This is a genomic window from Adlercreutzia sp. CNCM I-6216, assembly GCF_977113345.1.
Genome location: NZ_CDSBIE010000003.1, coordinates 98,246 through 114,113 on the forward strand (window position 1 = coordinate 98,246; position 15,868 = coordinate 114,113).

General features: G+C 66.2%; 12 protein-coding genes. 6 read left to right on the forward strand and 6 right to left on the reverse strand.

The features are described 5' to 3' along the window. The first annotated feature begins 4 nt into the window (after nucleotides 1–4). The 6 genes from ACYVRU_RS03975 (at nucleotide 5) to ACYVRU_RS04000 (ending at nucleotide 6,543) form a co-directional block, all read left to right on the forward strand. Nucleotides 5–622: a 4Fe-4S dicluster domain-containing protein gene (locus ACYVRU_RS03975; RefSeq protein ID WP_173114037.1), complete on the forward strand. Its 618-nt coding sequence runs from the start codon at nucleotides 5–7 to the stop codon at nucleotides 620–622. Nucleotides 623–631: 9 nt separating this feature from the next. Continuing rightward, nucleotides 632–1,798: an NrfD/PsrC family molybdoenzyme membrane anchor subunit gene (gene nrfD, locus ACYVRU_RS03980; protein WP_157012560.1), complete on the forward strand. Its 1,167-nt coding sequence runs from the start codon at nucleotides 632–634 to the stop codon at nucleotides 1,796–1,798. A gap of 27 nt (nucleotides 1,799–1,825) precedes the next feature. Further along, on the forward strand, nucleotides 1,826–2,512 hold the full coding sequence (locus ACYVRU_RS03985) for a TorD/DmsD family molecular chaperone (RefSeq protein ID WP_173114034.1): 687 nt from the start codon (nucleotides 1,826–1,828) through the stop codon (nucleotides 2,510–2,512). A gap of 109 nt (nucleotides 2,513–2,621) precedes the next feature. Next, nucleotides 2,622–3,521 (forward strand): hypothetical protein, encoded by a 900-nt coding sequence (locus tag ACYVRU_RS03990; RefSeq protein ID WP_173114029.1) that lies wholly within the window; start codon nucleotides 2,622–2,624, stop codon nucleotides 3,519–3,521. Then, the gene (locus ACYVRU_RS03995) at nucleotides 3,515–5,878 is read left to right on the forward strand and encodes a DMSO/selenate family reductase complex A subunit (RefSeq protein ID WP_157012558.1); all 2,364 of its coding nucleotides are present in this window, start codon (nucleotides 3,515–3,517) and stop codon (nucleotides 5,876–5,878) included. Before ACYVRU_RS03990 ends, ACYVRU_RS03995 begins: the two co-directional genes overlap by 7 nt. Next, complete coding sequence (locus tag ACYVRU_RS04000; RefSeq protein ID WP_173114026.1) at nucleotides 5,875–6,543, forward strand: 4Fe-4S dicluster domain-containing protein; 669 nt, start codon at nucleotides 5,875–5,877, stop codon at nucleotides 6,541–6,543. Before ACYVRU_RS03995 ends, ACYVRU_RS04000 begins: the two co-directional genes overlap by 4 nt. A gap of 51 nt (nucleotides 6,544–6,594) precedes the next feature. On the opposite strand, the gene rhaM is transcribed toward ACYVRU_RS04000, so the two are convergent. The 6 genes from rhaM to ACYVRU_RS04030 form a co-directional block, all read right to left on the reverse strand. Further along, nucleotides 6,595–6,906: an L-rhamnose mutarotase gene (gene rhaM / locus ACYVRU_RS04005; RefSeq protein WP_288219797.1), complete on the reverse strand. Its 312-nt coding sequence runs from the start codon at nucleotides 6,904–6,906 to the stop codon at nucleotides 6,595–6,597. 225 nt (nucleotides 6,907–7,131) lie between these two features. Further along, complete coding sequence (locus tag ACYVRU_RS04010) at nucleotides 7,132–8,499, reverse strand: ATP-binding protein (RefSeq protein WP_173114020.1); 1,368 nt, start codon at nucleotides 8,497–8,499, stop codon at nucleotides 7,132–7,134. A gap of 364 nt (nucleotides 8,500–8,863) precedes the next feature. Continuing rightward, entirely contained in the window at nucleotides 8,864–10,228 is a 1,365-nt protein-coding gene (locus ACYVRU_RS04015; RefSeq protein ID WP_173114017.1) for a PFL family protein, read from the reverse strand. Between the two features lie 437 nt (nucleotides 10,229–10,665). Further along, complete coding sequence (locus tag ACYVRU_RS04020; protein WP_173114014.1) at nucleotides 10,666–11,076, reverse strand: hypothetical protein; 411 nt, start codon at nucleotides 11,074–11,076, stop codon at nucleotides 10,666–10,668. Nucleotides 11,077–11,085: 9 nt separating this feature from the next. Further along, nucleotides 11,086–13,989, reverse strand: a complete 2,904-nt coding sequence (locus tag ACYVRU_RS04025; RefSeq protein WP_451917881.1) for a protein kinase domain-containing protein — start codon at nucleotides 13,987–13,989, stop codon at nucleotides 11,086–11,088. After that, a complete protein-coding gene (locus ACYVRU_RS04030) occupies nucleotides 13,979–15,862 on the reverse strand; it encodes an AAA family ATPase (RefSeq protein ID WP_241521398.1) in 1,884 nt (627 codons plus the stop codon). Before ACYVRU_RS04030 ends, ACYVRU_RS04025 begins: the two co-directional genes overlap by 11 nt. Nucleotides 15,863–15,868 lie beyond the last annotated feature (6 nt).

The following is a 15,868-nucleotide window of genomic DNA, read 5'->3' on the forward strand; positions in this document are numbered from 1 at the left end:
CATCATGACCAGACTAGCCATTGCTATCAATCTCGACCGCTGCGTCGGTTGCCACACCTGCGCCCTGTCGTGCAAGATGCAGAACAACGTGCCCGAGGGGATGCTCTGGAACCGCGTGCTCACCGAGGACTGCGACGTTATGGACGGCGCGCTCGGCACCTATCCCAACGTGACGCGCACGTTTCTGCCCGTGGCCTGCCAGCACTGCCAGAACGCGGCGTGCCAGCGCGTGTGCCCCACCGGCGCCACCTACAAGGACGACAAGGGCCGCGTGGAGATCGACTACGACAAGTGCATCGGCTGCCGCATGTGCATGGCCGCCTGCCCCTACAACGCGCGCAACTTCAACTGGCAGACGCCGGTGCGCGTGACGGGCGCCAACTACGGCGATGCCGAGGTGCCGGTGCGTCCCAAGGGCGTGGCCGAGAAGTGCACCTTGTGCAAGGAGCGCACCGACCGCGGCGAGGAGCCCATGTGCGTCGTGTGCTGCCCGGCCCATGCGCGCATCTTCGGCGACTTGGACGATCCGGACAGCGAGATCTCCCAGACCATCCTGAACCGCAAGGCGTGGACGCTCCTGGAAGGCCAGGGCACCCGTCCGTCCGTTCACTACTTCGAATAGGAGGCTCTCATGGAACTGATCAAGCGATACAAAGTCCTGGCGGCCATCCTGGCCGTGGTGGTGGCCGTGGGCGTGGGGTGCTGGGTGTACCAGCTCATCTTCGGCCTGACGGTGACGGGCATGAACAACGGCACCTCGTGGGGCCTCTACATCACCAACTTCATGTTCTTCGTGGGTCTTTCCGCCGGCGGCCTCATCGTGGCCTCCTCGGCGAGCGTATTCCACATCACGAAGTTCAAGGCGGTGGCGCTTCCCGCCATCATCCTCTCCACGGTGTGCATCTGCGCGGCGGGCATGTTCGTGCTCATCGATTTGGGCGGCATCCAGCGCGTGTGGCGCATCCTGACCGGCCCCAATCCGACCTCCCCGCTTCTGTGGGACGTGTGCGTCATCACCTGCTACCTCATCATCAACGTGCTCTACCTCGTGTTCATGACGCGCGGCAACCAGCACGCCGTGTCCATCGTGTCGCGCTTCGCGCTTCCCTGCGCCATCCTGGTGCACTCGGTAACGGCGTGGATCTTCGGCCTCGAGGCTGCCAAGGAGGGCTGGTATACGGCCATCATGGCCCCCATCTTCGTGGCAAGCGCCATGGACTCGGGTCTTGCGCTTCTGCTCGTCGTGCTCGGCGTTCTGAAGAAGGCCGGCATCTACGACACCTCTCGCGAGCTTATGGCCATGCTCGCCGGCCTTCTGTGCACGTGCGTGGCGGTGGACGCGTTCTTCATCTTCTGCGAAGTGCTCACTATGGCCTATCCCGGAGCGGCTGGAGCGGAGACCTTGGCGCTTTTGACGACCGGGCCCACCGCTCCCTTCTTCTGGTTCGAGATCATCTGCGGTCTGGTGATTCCGTTCTGCATCCTCGTGTTCGCGAAGAACCGCCAGAGCGCCGTGCTGATCAACGTGGCCTGCGTGCTCATCGTGGTGGGTGTGTTCTGCAAGCGCGTGTGGCTCTTGTTCACTGCCTTCATCGTTCCCAACGTGATGGGAGCGCCGGGCATCATCTCCGGCTCGAGCGAGGCGGCGCACGCGACGGGCACGGCGTCGTTCGCGGTGCTGAGCTCGTATGCCCCCACGCCGATCGAGATCCTCGTGGCCGCCGGCGTGATCTCGCTGGTGATCCTGGCGTTCATGGTGCTCGCGAGCAAGCTGATCGTGGAGCGTCGCGAGAAGTAGGATCGAGGAGAAGGAAGGGAATGCGTCATGGAGTGCACTTTGGAGCGTGAAAAGGCCGCGCAACATGCGGAGGCCGCCGCCGATGAGCTGGCACGTGCCCTGGCCTTTGTGGGAAATTCGTTTCTCGCCCCGATGAGCCAGACGTCCGATGCGGCGCTCGACCGGGCCTTCTGGGCGGCCTTCCCCGATTTCGGGAGCGAGGAGGCGGCGTGTGCCCTCGATGGGCTGTTCGCCTGGGCGGCCGAGGGCGAGAACGTGCCGCGCGCCGAGCGCGTGCGCGCTGTCTCGGTGGAGTACGCGCGCCTGTTCATCGGGCCGCCGGAGCCGGCGGTGGCGCCGTGGGAGTCCTTCTACGTGCAGGAGGGCGTGACGAACGGGTTCGGCGAGCCGACGTTTCGCATGCGGGAGCGCCTTCGCCAGGCGGCCCTCGAGGTGTCGAACGAGAACAACCAGTACGCCGATCATGTCGGTATCGAGCTTCTCTACTGCAGCGAGCTTGCGCGGCGGGCGGCCTCGGGCGGCCCTGCGGGGACGGAAGAGGCGGCTTTGCTGGAATCGTTCGTGGAGGCCGACCTGCTCCCCTGGCTCGGGCGGTTTACGACGGCACTCTATGAGGAGGGGGCGACCTACTACGGTCTGCTGGCCGATCTCGCCGAGGGTCTGCTTGGCGTTGTGCGGGCCTTCTCGCCGAGCGCATCAACCTGTGCAGCCTAAAGAAGAGCGCTTTCTCGCCGAGCGCCTGTGCCTGCGTGCGCTATAATGCCGCAGACGCAGGCGCTTTCTTTGCGCCGATCGGACACGAAGGCGGAAGGGGGCGGCACGGGTGGACTACGCGAAGGCCCATAGCGTCACCTTGTGGTGCGCCGTGCTCGCCAAGGCGAACCGGGGCGTGGCCAAACTCCTTCCCAAGCAGATGACCCAACTTCAATTTCGCCTTCTGGAGCAGCTGACGCTGCCCGAGTCCGAGCATGTGCGCCCGGTGCGCGTCGCGCGGCTCTTGGTACTGAAGCCTTCCGATATCGATGAGGCAGTGGCCGTTCTTGCCGATCAGGGGCTCGTCAGGCCCTGCGAGGACGGCTGCATCGAATTGACGCGGGCCGGCCGTGAGAGAACGATGGAGCTGACCAAGCGCTTGAATGTGTTCTTCGCGCTGTGCGTGGGCGGACTGGCCGATGAGGAGCGCGCCGTTTTGGCTGACTTGCTCCGGAGGGCGTTCTCCCTCCCGGGGAGTTACTACGCGAGCGGTTCTCGTGCGGGCGAGTCCGTCGGGGTGTTCGACGCCCGGCGCGGGCTGGCGGCGACGGCCATGCTCCACGGCGCCGTGCTGGTCGCGATCAAGAAGGCGACGTCGCTGTCGTTCACCGATTTCCGTTTCCTGTTGGAGCTCTACCCGAAGCGCCGCACGGCGACGAGGATGCTGCGCGCCCGCGATGTGGTGGCCTTCCTGCGGACGGGCCGGGCCTATGTGACCACCGCCTCGGTTCGCCTGGAGGAGCAGGGCTACCTCGTGCGCGTTCCCGACGACCGCGATGCGCGCGGCATCCTGTTCAAGCTCACGCCGCAGGGGATGCTCTGCGTGCAGGATGTGGCCGACGACTTGTACGCCGTGCTCGTGTCGATGTTCGGCGAGGCAGTGGAAGAGCGGGCGGTGCAGCGTGCCCTCAAGCACCTGCTCGAGCTGGAGGACGCGGCCCTCGACGAGCTGGGGGAGCTTTCATGGTGAGGCGCGAGGGTTGGTCGTCTGGGCGGGACGGGTCGCGCGAGGTGTGGCAGACCTGCGCGGTGAACTGCGGATCCCGCTGCGCGCTGCGCCTTCGGGCGCGCGAGGGCGAGATCCTCTGGACGGAAACCGACTGCGGCGACGAGGAGCCCGGCAATCTGCAGATGCGCGCGTGCCTGCGTGGTCGGGCCCTGCGCTATTGGCTGGGCAGCCCCGATCGCCTGAATGAGCCGCTGCGCCGGGTGGGGCCGAGAGGGTCGGGCCAGTTCGAGCCTATCAGTTGGGATGAGGCCCTCGATGAGATTGCGGAGCGCATCCGCGACACGGTGGCGCAGTGGGGCAACGAGGCGGTGCTCCTTCCCTATGCGACGGCGATATGGTCGGGCTCCGGCTCGCCGTTCGAACGGCTGATGAACTGTTACGGCGGACACTTGGGCATCTATGGCGACTACAGCTGCATGCAGCTGCAGACGGCGTGCATGTCGCTGTACGGCGATGACGGCTACTACACCGGCTCGCTGCTTTCCGAAGCGTCCCATGCCGATCTGGTGGTGTTTTTCGGCGCCAACCCGGCGCTCACGCGCATGGGCGGGGCGAGCGGAGCGCATCGTCTCGCGCAGGCGCGCGAGGAGGCCGCGAGGGAGGGGCGCCCTTTCAGGGTAATCGCGATCGATCCGTGCCAGAGCGATGCGGCGACAGGCGAGAGCGATGCGTGGATCCCCGTCCGCCCCGGCACCGATGCGGCCTTCGTGGCCGGCGTGGCCTGGGTGCTCATCACCGAGGGCCTTGCCGATGAGGAATTCCTTCATCGGTACTGTATCGGCTACGACGGCGCGACGATGCCCGCGGGCGCACCCGCCTCGGAGAGCTACCGCGCTTACGTGCTGGGGGAGGGCCCGGACGGAGTGGCGAAAACGCCGCAGTGGGCCGCGCGCATCACCGGGTGCCCCTCGGCGCGCATCGCCTCTTTCGCGCGCGAGCTGGCCGGCGCAAGGCGGGCGTTCATCATGCAGGGATGGGGCCCGCAGCGCACGGCCCTCGGCGAGCAATCGGCCCGAGCGATCTGCCTGCTTTCCCTGCTTACGGGCAACTTCGGTCTTCCCGGCACGAACAGCGGCGCCCGCGAGCGGCTTTTCCGGCCTGTCCTTCCCGATGATCCAGTGGGGGAGAACCCGGTTGATGTGGCCATCCCCGCGTTTCTCTGGTCGCGCGCGGTCGAGCGGGGGCGCGCTCTTACGGCTTCCGACGGCGTGCGTGGCGCCGCGCGTCTGCCCTCGCCGGTGAAGTTGATCATCAACCATGCGGGAAACGCGCTCACCAACCAGCACGCCGACGTCAATCGGACTCACGAGATCCTCGCCGACGAGAGCCTGTGCGAGTTCATCGTGGGCATCGACGTGATGATGACCGATTCCATGAGATATGCCGACATCGTACTGCCCGATGTGGCTCAGGCCGAGCGCGACGTGCTCGTGTCGTCGGGGAACTCCGACGGCGTGCGCGGCGTCATCGTGGCCGCATCATGGGGCGGCAATGCGTTCGATCGCCGGTGCGCGTGGGACGTGGCTCGCGATCTTGCGCGGCGGCTTGGGGTGGAAGAGGCCTTTTGCGAAGGTGCCTCCACGTTGGGCGAGATGGATGGGCTGCGGTTGCGCGAGAGCCGCTTCGCCCATGATGACGAGGCATTGCGCGAGCTGGCCGAACGGGGAATCGTGCGGCGTCCCTACGAGGGCGAGACGGTGGCCTATGCCGCTTTCCGACGCGATCCGGAGGGGTGCCCCTTGCCCACGCCCTCGGGGAAGATCGAGATATACGACCAAAAGATCGCGGAGCTCTTGGCGGCCGACCCGGGTCTTCCCGTAAGCTCGATTCCGGCGTATATCGCCGCGCCCGAGGGCGCCGAGGCGGCGCTTGTCGGCCCCTATCCCTTCCAGATGATCAGCTGCCACGGGCGCCAGAGCGCACACTCGTCGTTCGCCAACGTACCTGAGCTTGCGGTCGTGGCGCCCCGGCGCCTGTCGGTGAATCCCGTCGATGCCGAACGACTTCAGCTTGTCTCGGGCGGCTTGGTGGTCGTCGAAAACGATCGGGGCGCCCTCGTATGCCGAGTGCGGGTGACGCCGCGCATCATGCCGGGCGTGGTAGCGCTGCCGGAGGGCGCGTGGCACGATGCGGACATGTGGGGGGATCGTCTCGACTGGGGCGGCTGCGCCAACACGGTCTCCTCCGACGAGCCGACGGCGTGGTCGCACGGCAACCCCCACAACTCGTGCTTGGTCCGTCTGCGCCCCTTGACCGATGCCGAGCGGGCGGAAGCGGCGCGGCGTGAGGCAGCGGGACGAGGGGAGGTGGCGCGATGACGCGCGCGAAGATGCCGATCGTATCTGGCGCGGGTTCCTCGGGCGACCCGCATCATCAGTTCGGCTTCTCGTTCGACCAGCGGCGCTGCACGGGCTGCAAGACCTGCGAGATGGCCTGCCGGGACTACCATGATCTGGGCACAGGTCCGGCTTTCCGCACTGTGCACGAGTATGCGGGGGGAACCTGGATCCAAAACGACGAGGGCGCGTGGGAGCACGACGTGTTCGCCTTCTACGTCTCCATGTCCTGCAACCATTGCACGAATCCCGTCTGCCTGCGCTTTTGCGCCTCCGATGCCATTGCCAAGGACGATTTCGGGTTCGTGAGGGTCGATGCCGCGCGTTGCACGGGATGTCAGGTGTGCGCCCTGTCGTGCCCCTATCACGCCCCGCGTTTCAGCGAGGCGAGTGCGCACATCGAGAAGTGCGACGGGTGCTTCGATCGCGTCGCCGCCGGCCTCGGGCCGATTTGCGTGGAGGCGTGCCCCCAGCGGGCCTTGGACTTCGGCATCTACGACGACATCGCCGATCATCCGCTCATGGTCGAGCGTGTGGCCACGATGCCCGATCCGGTCATAACGCAGCCGAACTACGCGATCGAGCCGTGTGAGGCGGCGTTGCGCGCTGCAGATGCGGTTGCTTTGCAGAATTTGGGAGAAATCTAGGCGGTTGGATGGCCCGGGCGGAGCGCCTGCTCGCACATGCGCTCTCTGCGCCTAGTCCAAGTGGAACAACACGGGCAGGTCGATGGAAACGGGCGAGTTGTCCTCGTTGGTCTCCATGATGTCGGCCATGAAGTCCCACCACTTCCGGTTGATGGCCGTATCGGCGCCGGCGGCCCACCGCTCGGGGTCGTCGATCTCGATGTAGCCGAACAGCGTCAGCGTGTCCGGGTCCAGCGCGATGGTGTAGTTGCGGCCGCCGTGGGCGTGGATCATGTCGATCATCTCGGGCCACAGCTCGTTGTGCCGCCGCTCGTACTCCTCTTCCATGCCGGGGTACAGCTTCATCTTGAACGTCTTGATCATCGTTTGCTCCTTGGGCGAAGGGGGTTGGGCCCGCATGCAGCGGGCGCTTTCTGGGGGCTATGCTAGCGCGTTGCTCCGGGAAAACCGAGGGCGAGCGTGCCTTGCGATGAAACTGACAAAGTGGATATGGCCAATATGGCAAAAATGCAAAGTTGAAAAGAGGCGAAATGGCAAAAATGCAAAGTTCTGAAGCTGCAATGGGCGCAGCACCTAGGTCGCCTTCCGTCAGGGAAGCTCCACGACGAAGGAATCGGGAAGGGCGTCGGGTTTGAGGAAAGCGAGCATATACCAGGGCATGTAGGCGATGGCGCATTGGATGTCGCGCCCCTCGGGAATTTCCACTTCCACCGTCGTGTTCTCACGGCAGAAGACGTAGGCGAAATCGAGCCCCCACTCCTTGACACGCAGGACGTTGTCGAGGGCGACGTGGGCGCGGAATATCCGGCCGGATTTCGCCTCGATGGGCACCACCTTACCGCTCTTCTGCACGACGAAATCGATCTCTCCGTGCTTGGCCTTCTCGTAGTAGAGCGCGTCGAATCCGTTGGCTGTGAGCATTTGGGCGAAGGCGTTCTCCAATATGGCGCCCCAGTTGATGTCAAGCTCTCCCTGGAGTACCTTGAACGGCACGCCGTCGCCGAGCATGGCGACGAGGAGTCCCGTGTCGCACAAAAACAGCTTGAAGACGCTGTGCTGGCGGTTGAGGCGCAGCGGTGCCACGAGCTCGGTCACGTTGTAACAGGGGATCGCCACGCCGGCGTCGGCCAGCCAGATGAAGTCGCTCTCGTAGCGCTCGCTGCGTGCCGACTTTGCGAGGTCGGAGAGCTTGAAGCGCTTGTTCTTCTTGCTGAGCTCAGCAGGGATAGCGTCGAAGATAGCGCCGACGTGGGCCTTGTTGCGGGCGTACTTCACGATGTCGGCCCGGTACAGCTTTAAGATGTCCTTCTGGACGCTCTGCACTTGGGCGATGTCGCGGGTCTGGGCGAATCGGGCCACGGCGGCCGGCATGCCGCCCACTATCAAGTAGTACTTGAGCAGCTCCATGAGCTTCTGGTGGATGACGGCGGGCACGGCGGCTTCTTCCTTGAAACACGCGCGCGCCATCTCGAGGGCTGTCTCGTTTTCTCCGAGGGCCCAGCAGAATTCCTCGAAGGAAAGGGGATAAAGCGTCAGCTCGCTCTCGTAGCCGACGGGGAGGGAGGGTACGTTTTCGTAGGTGACGCCGAGGAGAGAGCCGGACTCGATGTAATCGAAACGGCCGTCCTCCACGAGGAACTTGATGGCCGTGCGCGCCCGCGGGCACTCCTGGATCTCGTCGAGGAAAATGAGCGTGTCTCCCGGCGTGAGGGCGGTGCCGCTGAATGCGGAGAGCTGGGGGATGAGGGTATCGGCATCGAGGTTCCCCGCGAAGATGGCTTTCGCTTCGGGGGACTCAACGAAGTTGATCTCAATGGTGGTGCCGTAGTGCCTCTGGGCGAAGGCGCGGACGAGGTAGGTCTTTCCCACCTGTCGCGCGCCGTCCACAAGCAGAGCGCGGTGGTGGGGATCTTTCTTCCAACTTACAAGTCGCTCGTAGGCAGCTCGCTTCAGCATGATGCCTCCTTCGCCGCTGATTATAGCTTATCGTTAGTATGCGACGAAAATGAGAAAGTGTCCAGGGTACTTTGCGACGAAAATGAAAAAGTGACAGTTTGAGGTTGATAAAGAGAAAGGGCCAGCGCTAACTGGCCCTTCTAATTCAACTGCACCTGCGCCGCCCGTGCTACCTGAGTTTTGGATGACGAAGGAAGCGGGCTTTGCTGGTATGCCTCTATTATAGTTGCACGGCTAGTCTTTTGGAACTACCTACCGGGAAATAGTCGGCAACAAAATCACGCACCCCGGTTAGGCGATTTTCCGTTCTCGATTCGTGGTGCATTTTGACGCGAGGGAAGCGCAGATCATGGTTTTCGAGCCGCTAGTTCTTCAGCGAGTTCAAGGGGGCGGGCATGCGGCCGCCGCGGTGGGCGAAGACGGTGCCGGCGTAGGGGTTCACGGGCATGACCGGGGCGTAGCCGAGAAGGCCGCCGAAGTCCAGCTGGTCGCCGACTTGGCAGCCGATGGCGGGGATGAGGCGCACGGCCGTGGTCTTGCTGTTGATCATGCCGATGGCGCACTCGTCGGCGATGATGCCAAAGATGGCCTCCTGGGTGGTGTCGCCCGGCACGGCGATCATGTCGAGGCCCACGGAGCACACGCAGGTCATGGCCTCCAGCTTCTCGATGGAAAGCGCCCCGTCCTCAGCGGCGCGGATCATGCCGGCGTCCTCAGACACGGGGATGAAGGCGCCGGACAGGCCGCCCACCGAAGACGACGCCATGACGCCGCCCTTCTTCACGGCGTCGTTCAGCATGGCGAGCGCCGCCGTGGTGCCGGGGCCTCCGCACTGACCCACGCCGATGGCCTCCAGAATCTCGGCCACGGAGTCCCCCTCGGCCGGGGTGGGGGCGAGCGACAGATCCAGGATGCCCTGCTGCACACCGAGGCGGCGCGAGGCCTCGCGGGCCATGAGCTCGCCGGCGCGGGTGATCTTGAAGGCCGTGGCCTTAATGGCCTCGGCCACAGTGGTGAGGTCCGCTTCCTTCGGCAGGTCGGCGAGCACGGCGCGCACGACGCCGGGGCCGGACACGCCCACGTTCACCACTTCGTCGGCCTCGCCGGAGCCGTGGAAGGCGCCGGCCATAAAGGGGTTGTCCTCCACGGCGTTGCAGAACACGACGAGCTTGCCGGCTCCGATGCACTGCCGGTCGGCGGTGAGCTCGGCGGCGCGCTTGATGACGCCGGCCATCTTGAAGGCGGCGTCCATGTTGATGCCGGCACGCGTGCTGCCCACGTTCACGGAGGCGCAGACGCGGTCGGTAGCGGCGAGCGCGGTGGGGATGGAGTCCATGAGCTTGTGATCGGCCCGGGTGGCGCCCTTGTGCACGAGCGCCGAGAAGCCACCGACGAAATCGACGCCCACCTCCTTGCCGGCGCGGTCCATGGCCACGGCCACGGGCGTGAGGTCGTCGGCGGTCACCGCGGCGCAGATCTCCGCGATGGGGGTGACCGAGATGCGCTTATTCACGATGGGGATGCCGAACTCGCGCTCGAGCTGCTCGGCGGTGGGTACGAGCTTCTCGGCGGCCGAGGTCATGCGGTCGTAAACCTTCGAGGCCAGCGCATTGACGTCGGCGTCCACGCAGCCACGCAGGTTGATGCCCAACGTGATGGTGCGGATGTCCAAGTTCTGCTTGGACACCATGGCTAGGGTCTCGGCAACTTCGGCAGGGGTGATCTGCATGGCGGCTCCTCGCTCGCGACGGTCGGCAGGGCGCGCACTTCGCGCCCTGGTAATTGTTCCGGCTCAGTCTACCAAATCACGCCCGTTCCCGTCGCCGTACGGGCGTGGACGGGTCAGATTGTCTGTGACCATTCGCAATGTCAGGTTCGAAGAGGTCAGTCGTTGGTTTTTTGCCGCCGGAGCGTCTCTATTACACTGATCCGCACCAAGGGCAACCTATAAGTGCGCAATAGTTGCTGGTGCTCTGCCGCCTGCGTGCTAGGATGAATTCATCAAGGTGATTCCCTATATCCTTTTCGCCGTTCTGGTTGCGCTTGTTGTGAGATTACGGAAGACGCTCTGGGAGCGACCCTTTCGAAGCTGCGAGATATCGAGGTGTTCGCGCGGGCGCAGATTGATCGGCTGGGCATAAAAGGCGCGTAACTAGGGCGAATCTCTCAAGACTCCTTTTCACTCTGTTCCGCCTCCGCTTGCTCGGCTTCTGCGGCTTCGATGACCTCTTCTTGGGCGGCGAGCTTTTCCAGTTCGGCGAGGAACTGGTCGGCCTCGGGGGCGTAGCTCAAATGCTCGGGGCGGGGAAGCGACCCGGCGGCGAAATCGCCCAGAGGGCCGCCGAAGCAGTCGTCCCAGTAGGCCTCGCCGAGCAGGTCGGCGGGAACGTCGGGCTCCAGCTCGATGAACGAGCACACCCAGCCCGGCACCGGCGTGAGGTTGAGCAGCAGCACAAGCGCCACGAGGGCGGCGAAGGTGGCGAGGATCTGCAGGTTCTGGCGACGGTGCACCAGGGTGGCCAGAGAGGCGGCGGAGCTTACGTCGGCAGTGTCGGTTGAAGGCGTATCGGTGCTCATGGGGCGCTCCTAGCGGCGGAAGAGGGAGAAGATGAAGTACAGGACGACGATGAAGATGCCGATGGTGCCTGCGAACAGGACGAGGAAGGGGATGACGCAGGCGATGGTCAGAAGCGTCAGCGTGACCATGGTGGGATGCTCGCGCCGCGCGACGGCGATGACGGCGAAGGAGAGGGCGGCCAGGCCGCAGTAGGCGATACCCCAGATGAGCTGGTCCTGCAGGAAGTACCAACCGGTCTCGCTGGCCAGGTCGGCCCAGGCGCCATAGCCCAGTCCCGAGGCGGTGACGATGGTGACGCCGGCCGCCGCGATGAGCGCCCCGCCCCAGAAAAACCCTTTGGAAAGGGCCGTGGCGGTGGCCTCGGGGTGCCGGCGCGCCCGGGTCTTCGCGATGAACGCGCTCGTGTCTCGGGCCACCGGGACGGGCCCTTCCTCGTTGCCGGTGATCCAGCAGGCGGCCTCGCCGCCGCCTTCCGCAATGCGGGCCGCCTCCTTGCGCAGGGCCGTGGCGCGCCGGCGCGTCTGCCCGCGGGTGCGCACGCCGCGGATGGCGAAGGCGGCGCTGGCGAACTTGGGGGCGAGCACGGTGGCGGCCGCCGCCAGAAAACCGAGGAGCGCCGCTCCGGTGAAGGTGGCCGTGGGCACGGCCGAGATGTCCCAGAGCGCGTCCGGGTACACCGAGTTTTCTCCCATGCCGGTGGGGGAGATGAGCACCGTGGCCGCCGTGGCGAGCGGCTCGCCGGCGTTCACGACGCCGTTCTTCCAGCTTCCGAAGGTGAAGCGGGGCGTGACGAAGCACACCAAAAGGACGAAGGCGACCGCGAGGACGAGCCGTCCGAAAAAGGCGGGTTTGGAAAGGCCGTCCACAGGAGCGTGCTTTCCCTCGGCGTCGGCCAGCGCATCTATCTGGGAAGCGGCCTCCTCCAGGGCCGCGACGGCGTCCTCGGCAAGGGTGTCGCTGCGGGCACCGCGCAGGTGCTTGCGGGCCCAGGCCACGGCGCCCTTATCGGTAGCGGAGACCTCCATGAGCTCGGTGACGAAGCCTCGGGGCACGGGGCGGCCGAACAGCTCCGCGGTGAAGTAGCCGGCAGCCGTGGCGGGCACCACCGCCTCGCTTGCGCGGACGATGCCGAAGTGGTGGATGTGCGGGCTCGCCTCGGTGTGGGCGGCCATGTCGTCGGCGCGCTGAACCAGGCGGGCGCGGGCCTCGGCGGTGGCGGCAAGAGGGGCGGAGTCGTCCACGGCCGTGGAGCCCACGGCCCGGATGAGCCTGTCTCCGGCGCCGGTGCGCCCGTGGTAGGCCTTCAAGTTCCGCTGCACCCACGCCGCCCAGCCGTCGCTTCCGTAGCGGACGGCGAAGGCGCGCACGGCTTGCTTGTCGGCCGCCGTGGCCTCGAGCACCGCCAGTACGCGGTCCACCTTCTCGCCCAAATTCGCGTCCTCGTGCTCGCGCAGCCACTTAAGTCCGGCGCGGGCCGGGCCCGAAAAGCCGGCCACGGCCACGATGCCCAGAAGGTCGCGCACCGCTTCCTCGTCGGCGATAAGGCGGTAGAAGCCGAGCGGCGTGGCCGAGGCTCGCGCAAACAGGGCATCTACGGCGGAGGCCCCGGGCACGACGGCCTCGCCCTTCCAGAAGACAGCGCCGCGCGCCGGGTCGATGAGCGTAAGCGCCCGGGAAAGCCCCAGATCCTCGTCGCCGTTCTCGTCCTCGGGCAGCGTGTCCGGATCGCGGTCGGTGATGTCGTTCAGGGCCACGGCCAGATCTGTCTCGCCGAGTTTGCGGAAGTAGTCTTCCAACCCGTGGGTGTACAGGTGGCGCTTGGCTTTCTCCCAATTATTCGCCAGCGCCGTGACCAGGGTGGCACGACTCTCGTAGACCTTGCCTTCGAACTGATAGCCCGCTGGCCCCGCCATGGCGGCGGCGTCCAGCGGGTCGCGGTAGCGAAACGCGTCCGGGTCGGCCAGCCAGCGCTGGATGTCCTCGTAACCGAGGCGCCCCTGGGGATGGGCGTAGGTGAGCCCGTAGATGAGCTGGCCCAGCGTCTCATGCTCGGGCGCGCGGGCCTCGAAGGCTACGGGACGTCCGCCGGCGAGCACCGCCGACAGGTCGTCGCCGTCGATGAGCGTCTGGTGCGGGTGACGGCCGCCGTTGTACAGCGTCCAGATGGTGTAGCCGAGCGCGTACCAGTCGTTCTCGCGCTGCACCACCGAGGAATGGGGCGAGTAGCCCGGCGTGCGGCGGTCCACCTTGGTGGCGCCGGTATCGCGGCCCTCTTCCAGCACCGAGGAGATGCCGAAGTCGCCGAGCACCACCTCGCCTTCTAGAAGATAGAGGTTCTTCGGCTTCACGTCTCGGTGCACAATGCCCTCGTCGTGCAGGTGCGCAAGCGCGCTGGCGGCCTGTGGAATGATCCTGTCGCGCAGCTCTTCGAAGGAGGCGCCGTCGCGGGTGAAGGCGTCGTCGCACAGGGGCATGACGACCACATCGTAGGTGGACTCGCCGAGCCCCGGCACCTCGTCGCTGATCTGGCCCGTGGCGTACAGGGGCATGAGGTGCGTCTCGCGGAAGTGCTCCTCACCGAGGGGGTGTTCGGCCATGAGGCGCCGCAGGTAGCCGAGCACGGCCCGGCGTGCGAGGCGGTCGCGCACGGCGTGGGGCTGGTAGGCGATCTTAGCGACGAAGGTGCGGCCCTCCTCATCGGTGGCGGCGACGACCGTGCCCTGGCCGCCGGCTCCGATGACGTCGGCGGTGTGCAGGGTGAAGGTGCGGTCTCCGTCGCCTTGGAAGGGAAGGTCGGCACCGGAGAGGACGGGGGCGGTGGAGTCGATGTCCACGAGCGTGGGAGCGGCGTCCACGATGGTGGGTGCCACGTCCCGCCGCGGCTCCCGCGAGATGTTCGGGCTAGCAGCCATCAGTGGCTCCGGCCCCCCCATCGGCCCTGCGGAACGTGACAGCGCCGGCGCTGGCGACGGCTTCTACGGCTTCGCCAGCTTCCACGTTTTCGTCGAAGATGAAGGTGGACAGCGGGTTCAGGTACGCATCCTCCACCAGGTTGCCGATGCCGCGGCCGCCGTTCTCGCGCACCTCGGGGGCTAGCGCGCGCTCGGCCAGAAGGTCGAGTGTGGCCTGGGCGGCGGCCACGGTGATGCCGCAGCGGTTCCGCACGTTTCCGTTGATCTTCCGGATCTGCGATTCCAGGATGAGGCGCGAGGCCTCAGGCGAGATGTAGTCGAACACGACGATGTTGTCGCCGATGCGGTTCAAGACCTCGGGCTTGAAGTGCGTGGCCATGGCCTGCTGGACCCGGGCGCAGATGACGTCGTAGGGCTCGCCGGGCTGCACGATGTTGCGGCGGCCGATGGTGCGCCCGTGCTCGTCGAGGAGCTCTTCGGAGATGCCGACGTTGCTCGTGAAGAAGATGAGGGTCTCGCCGAAGTACACCGTCTGGCCCTGGCCGTCGGTCATGCGGCCGTCCTCCAGGATTTGAAGGAACTTGTCCATGATGGAGGGATGGGCCTTCTCCACCTCGTCGAACAGGAGCACCGAGAAGGGGTTGGCGCGCACGGCGTTGGTGAGCTGGCCGCCGGCCTCGTAGCCCACGTAGCCCGGCGGGGCTCCGAAGAGCTTCTGGTCGGAGGCGTCGGCGGCGTACTCGGACATGTCGAAGCGCAGGTAGCTGCGCTCGTCGCCGAACAGAAGCTCGGTGACCGCCTTCACGGTCTCCGTCTTGCCCGTGCCCGTGGGGCCGGCGAGGAAGAGCACGCCTTTGGGCTTGGTGCCCGATGAGTGCTGCATGCCGGAGAAGCCCAGCACCGAGCGCTTGAGCACCGAGACGATCTTGGCGATGGCAGGCTCTTGGCCCTTCACGCGGCGGCGCAGGGCGGCCGCGGGGTCGTCGCGCAGCTTGTCCATCATGGCGCTCCAGCGGTTCTCGCGGATGCCGTACTTGTAGAGGTCCACGAGCTCGGTGACATGCTCCGGCGCCGTGCCGCCGCGGGCGTACAGACGCCGCAGCTCGTCCAGCTCGGTGAGCAGCATGCGGTCGGTGGTGTCGACGAGTTTCTCGCGAGGGCGGTCGAGCTCGGGCGCGGCAAGGTCGGGGAAGGCGATGTCGAGATAAGCCTCGCGGGCCGGGCGATCGGGGCTGGGCAGTGCGATGACGCGCACGTCGGGGTTGCCGCGCACAAGCCAGGAGGGCAGGTCGGTGGCCTTGTTGGCGACAAGGACGAGGGTGTTCACGTGCTCGCCGTCCCCGCGAATGGCGTCTTTCGCGCCGAGGAGCAGGTTCATGAACACGGCGTTCTCCTCGGGAGTGAGGTCCTCCGGCGAGGAGGCGAGCCGGCTCGCGAAGTCGAACACGCAGGCGACGGAGCGGGGTTCTTCCTCTCCGAGCCGCCGCGAGAGGGCCGCGCGCACGAGCAGGGAGTCGTGGATGAGGCGGTTGGCGGCAAAGGGCTGCTGGCGGCTCGCCGGGTCGGCGCCGGGGTTCAAGGCGTCGGCCTCGGCGGTGAGGCGCTCCGCCTCGCGCTGGGCCGCCTGGGCGAGCGCGCGCACCTCGCCGGTGCCGAGGGGGTCGTGCACGCCCCGCAGCGGATCCACGTAGAGGAACCGGTAGGGACGTGTGCCGTCCGGTGCGGCGAACAGCTCCGGCAGGATGTGGGCGAGGGGAAGGAATTGGGTCTGCCCTTCGCAGTCCCACGGGTAGAGGTCGGACACGTTGCCCTCCAGCACGAAGAGCGGCTTGATGCCGATGAAGTTCTCCAGCTCGCGCTGCCAGGTAGGCATGTTCAC

Bases quoted from the DNA above. Each gene is read 5' to 3' on its own strand.
- ACYVRU_RS04000 (WP_173114026.1), top strand. From the start codon at position 5,875: ATGACGCGCGCGAAGATGCCGATCGTATCTGGCGCGGGTTCCTCGGGC.
- ACYVRU_RS04030 (WP_241521398.1), bottom strand. From the start codon at position 15,862: ATGCCTACCTGGCAGCGCGAGCTGGAGAACTTCATCGGCATCAAGCCG.
- ACYVRU_RS04010 (WP_173114020.1), bottom strand. From the start codon at position 8,499: ATGCTGAAGCGAGCTGCCTACGAGCGACTTGTAAGTTGGAAGAAAGAT.
- ACYVRU_RS04020 (WP_173114014.1), bottom strand. From the start codon at position 11,076: ATGAGCACCGATACGCCTTCAACCGACACTGCCGACGTAAGCTCCGCC.
- ACYVRU_RS03985 (WP_173114034.1), top strand. From the start codon at position 1,826: ATGGAGTGCACTTTGGAGCGTGAAAAGGCCGCGCAACATGCGGAGGCC.
- ACYVRU_RS04015 (WP_173114017.1), bottom strand. From the start codon at position 10,228: ATGCAGATCACCCCTGCCGAAGTTGCCGAGACCCTAGCCATGGTGTCC.
- rhaM (WP_288219797.1), bottom strand. From the start codon at position 6,906: ATGATCAAGACGTTCAAGATGAAGCTGTACCCCGGCATGGAAGAGGAG.
- ACYVRU_RS04025 (WP_451917881.1), bottom strand. From the start codon at position 13,989: ATGGCTGCTAGCCCGAACATCTCGCGGGAGCCGCGGCGGGACGTGGCA.
- ACYVRU_RS03995 (WP_157012558.1), top strand. From the start codon at position 3,515: ATGGTGAGGCGCGAGGGTTGGTCGTCTGGGCGGGACGGGTCGCGCGAG.
- nrfD (WP_157012560.1), top strand. From the start codon at position 632: ATGGAACTGATCAAGCGATACAAAGTCCTGGCGGCCATCCTGGCCGTG.
- ACYVRU_RS03975 (WP_173114037.1), top strand. From the start codon at position 5: ATGACCAGACTAGCCATTGCTATCAATCTCGACCGCTGCGTCGGTTGC.